General features: G+C 45.7%; 8 protein-coding genes. 4 read left to right on the forward strand and 4 right to left on the reverse strand.

Going from position 1 to position 8,165, the window contains the following annotated elements; translation table 11 throughout:
* Window positions 1-41: 41 nt before the first annotated feature.
* Window positions 42-512: a GFA family protein gene (locus tag A3735_RS20720; protein ID WP_068507378.1), complete on the reverse strand. Its 471-nt coding sequence runs from the start codon at window positions 510-512 to the stop codon at window positions 42-44.
* Window positions 513-1,179: 667 nt separating this feature from the next.
* On the opposite strand from A3735_RS20720, the gene A3735_RS20725 reads away from it, so the two are divergent.
* The 4 genes from A3735_RS20725 to A3735_RS20740 are packed head-to-tail and all read left to right on the forward strand — an operon-like array spanning window position 1,180 to window position 5,859.
* Window positions 1,180-2,019, forward strand: coding sequence for a DUF3348 family protein (locus A3735_RS20725; protein WP_082880507.1), 840 nt, complete (start codon window positions 1,180-1,182; stop codon window positions 2,017-2,019).
* A gap of 48 nt (window positions 2,020-2,067) precedes the next feature.
* The gene (locus A3735_RS20730) at window positions 2,068-4,440 is read left to right on the forward strand and encodes a DUF802 domain-containing protein (RefSeq protein ID WP_068513178.1); all 2,373 of its coding nucleotides are present in this window, start codon (window positions 2,068-2,070) and stop codon (window positions 4,438-4,440) included.
* Window positions 4,441-4,454: 14 nt separating this feature from the next.
* On the forward strand, window positions 4,455-5,141 hold the full coding sequence (locus A3735_RS20735; RefSeq protein WP_068513175.1) for an OmpA family protein: 687 nt from the start codon (window positions 4,455-4,457) through the stop codon (window positions 5,139-5,141).
* A gap of 1 nt (window position 5,142) precedes the next feature.
* Entirely contained in the window at window positions 5,143-5,859 is a 717-nt protein-coding gene (locus A3735_RS20740) for a DUF2894 domain-containing protein (protein ID WP_068513173.1), read from the forward strand.
* 4 nt (window positions 5,860-5,863) lie between these two features.
* On the opposite strand, the gene A3735_RS20745 is transcribed toward A3735_RS20740, so the two are convergent.
* From A3735_RS20745 to A3735_RS20755, 3 genes are all read right to left on the reverse strand, one after another.
* Complete coding sequence (locus tag A3735_RS20745; protein ID WP_068513170.1) at window positions 5,864-7,168, reverse strand: TAXI family TRAP transporter solute-binding subunit; 1,305 nt, start codon at window positions 7,166-7,168, stop codon at window positions 5,864-5,866.
* A gap of 67 nt (window positions 7,169-7,235) precedes the next feature.
* On the reverse strand, window positions 7,236-7,634 hold the full coding sequence (locus A3735_RS20750) for a nuclear transport factor 2 family protein (protein WP_068513165.1): 399 nt from the start codon (window positions 7,632-7,634) through the stop codon (window positions 7,236-7,238).
* A gap of 110 nt (window positions 7,635-7,744) precedes the next feature.
* A partial coding sequence (locus tag A3735_RS20755; RefSeq protein ID WP_068638558.1) for a TlpA disulfide reductase family protein occupies window positions 7,745-8,165 on the reverse strand: 421 nt, incomplete at its 5' end.

Below are 8,165 nucleotides of genomic sequence, written 5' to 3' on the forward strand. Positions count from 1 at the left end.
CTTATATTAAAGCATAAGAATTACTAGAGTGCTCAGTTAACCTAATGTTGTATTAATCCCTTAAGTACAGATTGGCTCACCGCCAGTTCGCTTTTCCAGTATCCGCTAAACTTCGGTAAATTGTCGTCTATTTCTTCACTTCTGCTGTGATAAAAAATATGCCCTTGAGCTGCTGGTAGTGCGCCAGGGTCTTCAAAACGGTCAATGGGAATAAAGGCCAGTTTTAAAAAAGGCGCAAGCCTCAAAAAGCCAACTAATGGAGATTGGCAGTTTTGGCATATACCTCTAGTTAGAGCAGGAGGACGACGATATTTTGCAAACAATAGTTGATCAGATTTGTTTAGCTCAACATTTTTTGCATTGACTACGACAAATTCTGCATAAGGCTTGTTATAGATCTCTTGGCAAATAGTGCAATGGCATTTAAAGCGAGAAAAAGGTTGGGCTCTGACGGTGATTTTCGATGTGGTGCATGAACAGCTAGCGGACTGATGGAAGCTCTGTGATGTCATAAAATTTAGCCTGTTAGCTTTTGTTATTGTTAAGGGCAACGCTATCTCGGACTATAACCCAATAATAGTGCGTGTTAGTACTTATACGCAAAGCTATGGTGCATGAGCTTACTGATGTTGAGAGTTATTATTATGTCATTTAATTTAAATTGTTAATAAAATCAATTGGATGAAACTAATTTGTTGTCTTGGCACGGCTAATGCTTTAGTAATAACTGTACAAGGAAGTACGTAATGAAACGATTTCAAAGAGCGAGCCTTAGTAATCAATTATATACCGGATTCGACTCCTTGTTTTCTGCTCAGGCCTTGCAACGAAGCAAATACTTTTAAGTTATTACGATGATTAAACGGAGAATACCGAATGAAGAAATCAGCTGGTAACACACTGTTTGAATTAACTGCAAAAGAAGAAGCCGTTTGTTATGAAGCCTTAGAGGCTTACTTTGAGCAAATGTATTTTGCAAACTGATATTAGCTAAAGAAGTATAAATAGGAGTGAAAAGGGGGAATGCGAAAAAGCATTCCCCCTTTTTTATTTCCACCGGGAACCACAATATGTGGTGATCAAATCTTGAATAATCCCCCAGAATGGCGATAATGGCCGCCTCTTGAATATAAATATTAGATGCACAGTAAGAAACTTTCCTTGCTTTGAATAGCGCAGATGCGCAGCGTGATCCTTCCTTCAGCTATGAGCCAGAATTCATCCCGATTTATGCCCGGTAGTTCGCGTTTGGTGCGTTCTCTATCAGAGATGCTGCAAGTCGAGCCACAGACTCATCCAGAAAATTTTAGCGAGCGCTTATCGCAAAAAATAGACTTCTCGGGCTCGGTAAAATTAAGTGATGCGCAAGGCATGATCAGAATGATTGATCGTCGAGTCGACGCCGGTTTACTGTCGAACGATTCGGACGAATTGGCTGGTCAGGAAGCTTTAGAAAAAAGCCAGCAGGCCTTTGTCAGGGTAAGAAAAGCCATTAGCCAATCTATTGAGTCAGGCTTTGACCCAGATAAAAGTGTCGGCAGAATAAAGCTGCCTGAATGGGATGAAGCGTTTATTAGCGCTATGCGAGAAGGGCAAGTCGATGACAAGTTGCTAGCCAAAGCTGCTGAACCCTTCAGTAAGTTTTATCGTGCTCAGCAGTCTGATATGTCGGCTAAAGTGCAGGGCTTGAGAGTTTATATTAGTGAGGTGTTAGAGAAGCATTCACCAGAGCTTGCGAAGTTAGTGGTGCTCGATAAAGCTCTCGACGAAGCGTTAAGCGTCGCTGCTCGTAAACAGTTTTTATGCGTACCGACGCTACTCGCCACTTACTTTCGCGAGAGCTTTGAAAGGCCTGCCGGTAAAAATGCCGACCTGTTTGAAACGTGTGCCTTGGATGAGAATATTAAGGCCTTTCTAGCAGCTTTAAAGCGCTTGCTGATGGCAGAGCTGGAAGCGCGCTTGCAGCTCGTGCTGGGCTTGATAGAAGCATTAAATGAAACGGTGCAATCGGCAAACTGAGTGCATCGCTATGGACACAATTATGAAATTAGAGGTTACTAGTTGCTTATGAATAAGCTTCTTTTTGGGCTGGCATTTTTATTAGGCGCATTGGCTATCATCGGTATGAGCTGGGTATTCTTGGGTAGTGATACCTTGGCCTTGCTGATTACTGTCGTTATTGGTGTGGTGTTTAGTATTGGCACCCTTGAGCTCTTACGATTTCAGAAGGCGACACAAACACTGTCAGTCGCGCTAAAAGATATTCCAAAATTTGCCGTACAAGCCGAGTCGGATAACGAAAACCAGTTTGACAAATGGCTACTGTCGCTTCACGCCTCGCTGCGTAATGCTGTTCAGCTTAGAATAGAAGGTGAGCGCATTGGTCTACCCGCGCCTGTCGTGACGCCCTACTTAGTCGGCTTACTGGTAATGCTCGGCTTGTTAGGTACTTTTGTCGGAATGGTTGATACCTTGCAGGGTGCTGTCACGGCACTACAAGGAACCACAGAATTAGAGGCAATTCGCACAGGTTTGGCCGCGCCGATCAATGGTTTGGGCTTGGCTTTCGGTACGTCCGTTGCCGGTGTGGCAGCTTCAGCTATGTTGGGCTTGATGTCGACATTGAGTCGTCGTGAACGAGTGATTGCGACACGTGAGCTCGATGCCTGTATCGCGCATGAGTTTAAAGGCTTCTCTCTGGTTCATAACCGCCAAGAAACTTATAAAGCCCTACAAGCACAGGCGCTTGCCTTACCTCAAGTGGCAGATCAGCTTCAAACCATGGCGTTGAATTTGGAGAAAATGGGCTCAAACCTGGGTGAGCAGCTAAACCAGAAGCAAGATAGCTTTCATACTGAGGTGAAACAGAGTTACCAACACTTGGCCGAGACGGTATCAGAAGCCATTTCCAGCAGTGTCAGTACCGTTCAGGCAGGGCTTGCCGATAGTGGTCGTTTGGCAGGTGAAAGTATGCGCCCTGTGTTTGAAAAAAGTATGAGTCGGTTGGTGGAGAAGGTCAGTGATCAGACTTCGAAAAGTCATCAGCAGTTTTCTACGAAAGCTACTGAACACTTGGATTTTCTGAATGGCCGCTTCTCGAAAACGGCAGACGAGGTGGGAAGTGTCTGGCGTAAAGCGCTAGAAGAGCAAGCGCTGAGAAACCAACAAAGTGCCGAGCAGATTAAGCAAACCTTGAGTGAATACAGTGAGCTCTTTGACGCTAAAACGCAGACAATGTTAGAAAGCTTGAACCAGAATTTGGCGCAGCGAGATAGCCAAAATCTCGAAAGTGAAAAAGCTCGACAGACAGTTTGGCAACAGGCGATGATTGATACGCAGACGCAGAGTTCTGCTTCTTTACACAGCGCCTCTCAAGACGTTGCTGACAAGCTAAATCAGCTTACACAAGCTCAGCTTGAAACAAGTTGTCAGGTTGCTGATAAATTTACGGAAATGACAGATCGTTTGGGGGCTATGTCTGAGGGGATCAGTCTTGATTGGCAGAACCGTGCTGACAAAATGTTGGCTCAGCAAGCTGAGCTGGTTGAGAAGCTAAGTGACAGCCAGCAGCTAATGGATGAGCAAACCAAGCAGAAGTCAGAGAAGCTATTGGCTGAACTAGCGGGTCTTTTCGCTGAATCCAATAACTTACTGATCGCACGTCGTGAAGATGAGTCACGTTGGTTGCACGAACTGGATAGTCGAATGAATGGCTTAGCGGCGAGTGTGCGTGAAGAATTGAGCAGCTTGCGAGATGAAGAGGCAGGTCGTGCAAACGCTGCTGCCGAGACGATGAATAAGCTACAACAAAGCTTATCGCAGCAAGTTGCCCAATTGTCAGAAACGATTGAGAAACCCATGACAGAGCTGATTGAAACCGCGTCTGAAACACCAAAGGTTGCTGCGGAGGTAATCTCCAAGTTACGTGAAGAAATCAGTAACAACATGGAGCGTGACAACCACTTGTTAGAAGAGCGTCAGCGAATTATGGCTGAGCTTGATGGCTTGTCAGGCTCCTTATCCGAGTCATCCAGCCAGCAAAGAGAAGCGATTGCTTCATTAGTCGAAACCTCTAGTAGCATGCTAGACAACATCAGCTCTCGTTTTGACCAGCATATCGATGCTGAAGTTAACAAACTCTCAGACATCGTGGTCGAAGCTGCGGCAAGCACTACCGATATTGCCAGTTTGGGTGATGCTTTTGGTAAGGCCTGCCAGCAGTTTAGTGAATCGAATGAACTGCTTGGTGAGAGTTTACAGCGCATCGAATCAGCTCTGGAGCAGTCGAGTGAACGCAGCAATGAGCAGCTTGGTTATTACGTTTCCCAGGCTAGAGAAGTAATTGATCATAGTGTTTTGTCCCAGAAAGCTTTGTTTGAAGAATTGCGTGAACTGTCAATGAAACAGGCTTATGAACAGTCATCCACTGAGTCTGCTTAAGCTGGGGTGTTGGTATGCATGAGTTAGATGAGAGTAATGCTGAAAGCCCTCCTATTTGGGCGATTTTTGGCGATTTAATGTCCGGGCTAGTCGGCGTTTTTGTGCTGTTGCTGATCTGGGTATTGGGCTATCAGTTAGAATTGTCAAAGTCGCTTGCCGAAGAAGTTGAAAAGCGCAGGGCTGAAGAACAGCGAAGAATGGCATTGGAAGAAGCTTTGGCAGACCCTCTCTCTTCCGGGCGAGTAACATTGCGTGATGGCAAAATTGGCATCAGCGGCAGTGTCTTGTTTTCGCTGAACTCAGACCAGTTACAGTCTGAAGGGCGTGAGCTCTTAAGCACTCTGGTGGCTCCTCTTGAAGTTTACCTGGGAGAGCGTGACGAGTTGCTGATGGTGAGTGGTTTCACAGATGATCTTCCCATTCAAAAAGGCAACAATCGATATCAGGATAACTGGGAGCTTTCTGCTCAGAGGGCTCTAACCGTGACGCGAGCTTTGATAGAAGAGGGGATGCCCAAAGAAAGGGTGTTTGCTGCTGCCTTTGGAGATCAGCAACCTGTTGCTTCCAATGTAGACCGTGATGGTCGCTCGAAGAATCGGCGTGTAGAAATGGCACCCGTTCCCAAAGGGCGACAAGTGACTAAGCCTCTAGGTGCTGAAGAAGATACAGCCCCACTTGGCTCGGCTCTGGTGACAGATTAAGATGAATTCCACCTTTGACCAGCTAAAGGAAGCTTTGGCGCGGCTCGAAAATACTTGTCAGAGCGGTGTGGCTGCATTTCATTTTCAGCGCCTTTCTTCATTGCTGGCTAGAGCAGATCAGCGTTCTGACAATATTCAGGAAAGCTTGCTTCCACGAATTGAATCAGGCCTGACAGACTTACAAGCATTGTTGGTTAAGCAGCATGAGGACGCTGAAAAAACTGAGGCGCCCCAGGAGCAGGACGGCAGATCAGACTCAGTTTTTAAAGGCTTGATAGAACGTATTAATAGTTTTGATGTAAGCGCAATAGATCAGAGCTCATTGGGTTTGGATGCCCTGTTGTTTGACGAGGGCTTTGACGAAGGACTTGAGGACAAGCCTTCTGCTACGCAAGGTAGTGAAAAGAAAATAAAGATCAATGCTGCGAAAGACTTTCAAGAGCGCGCTAAAGAGCTAAAGTCGCTACAGTTTTATCGTGAGCAATTGGGCAAGGTGATCACCGAAAATATGGTTCGGCAAGTGATCAAGGAAGACCCGGAAAATGCAGGGCCTCTCAATCCTCAGCGCCTTTTGGTTCGTACGATTGGTGCCATGAAGGATATTTCTCCGGCTTATGTTAATCGCTTGGTTCCTTACTACGACACGCTTTTGTGGTTAGAGCAAACTACAGAGCTATCGACTCACAAGTCTCGTGCAAGCAAAGCCTCTGCAAAGTAAAACCTTAAAGCCTGCTTCGAACCAAGTGCACGTGTTGTACAGCAGTATAGGCACTTTCCCGGTATTTAAGAGGCAGTGATTCGCAGCGTAATCCGACTTCTATATCAATAAGCTCATTAGCCAGTACTTGCCTCTCTTCCTCATTTATTGGCTTTGTACCTTTCTCAGCCAAACGTAGATCAATTTCGTGTAGGCGGTCGTAGTAGCGATAAACGCGAGACTGCATTCTCCAAGCCAGTAGTGCAGGAAGTATTTTGAATAAGGGTAGTAGTAGGAAAATTATTGGTAAAAGTAAGATCGCAAAACGATTGATCTGAGCGACTATCCAGTAGGGCAGGGTTTTCTCTAGCGGATTAAAGCCATCTCTTAGTAGTTTTACGGCATAAACATCTGCAGACATATCTAATAAACTTGTGTTCGGGAAAGGCTCAGACATGACGAGTGAGACACGTTTAGCATGTACTATCTTGGCTGCTCTGACCAAACGATTGACTAAAGCGGGGTGTAGGTCATCATGTGCAACTAGCTTTGTCACGAGTGTAATGAGTGGCACGGCAGCTTCGGGGTAGGCCGGGTGATATCGAAGTGAGCCACTCAATAAATTGATATAGTGAGCTTCATGAAGCTGGCTTGCGAGTGCTTGGCCATGATCAAGCGGCAATAACTGGATCGCCGGATTATCATATAAGGCTTGAAGATAAGGTGCGCTAAGTGGCGCAACAAAAAATGCCAGGTCGAGATTGCCCGAGAGTAGGGCTTCGGAAGCGGCTTTGCCGCCCAAGAATGCTTCGGGAGCTGTATTATTACTGAGGGCTGGCGCAGCGCTAATCTCTGCTAATTGCTCAACTACAGCTCGAGTACCGCTACCTTGTGCACCCAGTGCAACGCGTTTCCCTGTCCATGAAAACGGGTTGCCGTTGACTTGGGCTTCAACTCTGGCGAAGGCTAAGAGCGGCTCTGGAAAGACGGCTGCCAATGCGTTGATATTGGGGTTGCTTGATTTAATGCCGCCTTGGATCAGGGCGATGTCTACCGTGCTATTCGTGGCATCAATCAGTTTACTATTTTCGCGTGAACCAGCGGTTTCGACTATCTCTAATTGAAGACCATCCTCAGCTAAAATTTCTCGGTATTGTTGCGCTATTTGATAATAGGCACTACCTTCTACTCCCGCTGCTATTCGTAGCTGGTCTGGTGGAACCAGGCGCAGGCCAAGCACTAGGCCATAGAGCGTCGCGATGATCGCTAATGTAGCCACCACATAGCTTAATACATTTGAAAGACTTGGGAGTTTCAAGGATCTTTTCATATCAATAAATCTCTATTTGGCTTGTCATTAGGAAAACTGCACAGCGAGCTTCCCCGTGATGACGAGTTTATTGTCCTTGTTGAAATTTTGCGAGCGCTTCACCCATTGCCTTGTGAACGGCATTGATGCCCTGAAGAGGGCGCAGCATGACTTTGAATTCAGTTATTTGATCATCTTCGTTCCAGGTGATCATGTCGACACCATTGACGGTTTTGCCGTCAATAAGGGTTTCGAATTCGAGCACGGCAAAATGGTCGTTGTAAACTTCTTGAATATATTTGAAGTGTTCATTCGCAATCGTTTGCATTGCGCCCATTAGGTATAGTTTTGTAATGGCTTTGCCTCTTTGCGGAGTATGAACTACCGGAGAAAACATCGTGGCGTTATCAGCCAATAAATTGTCTAGAGCATTGATATCTCGTGTTTTCACAACAGTATGCCAGTTCTGAATAACTTTAGGAGCCATGATCTTTACCGTAATTATTGATAGTCAAAAAGGTGTTCTGAAGCGCTAATGTATCAAAGAAAATGGGACTAATGCGAATCTAATAACGGAAAACGGTAAAGACTAAATGTTTACTCCTGAAGCAGCATGTTGACTTCTTTCTCGAGGTAACGAATAAACCCCGTGTTAAACCCCTGATGAGCAATGCGAATATAACCTTCTCGATCTATCAAAAATGATGTAGGCATGGTGAGTAGCTCGTAAGCCTGTTGGGATTTCCCACTTCGTTCTTCCAGTACCGGAAAATCCACTGGGTACTGTTCAAGAAAACGCATCGCTTCTTCAGTGGTGACGTCAACATTGACAGCAAGAATTTCAAAGTCTTTACCGTTTTGTTTACTGTGCAGGCGCTTGCGAAGTTGATTATATTCGGGCATCGACTGACGGCATGGACCACACCATGAGGCCCAAAAATCTACCAGTACCACTTTGCCTTTATAGTCACTCAGATTGACGGTGCTCTTCTCATGTATATCAGGTAAAGAGAAGAGG

The organism is Oleiphilus sp. HI0061 (assembly GCF_001635675.1).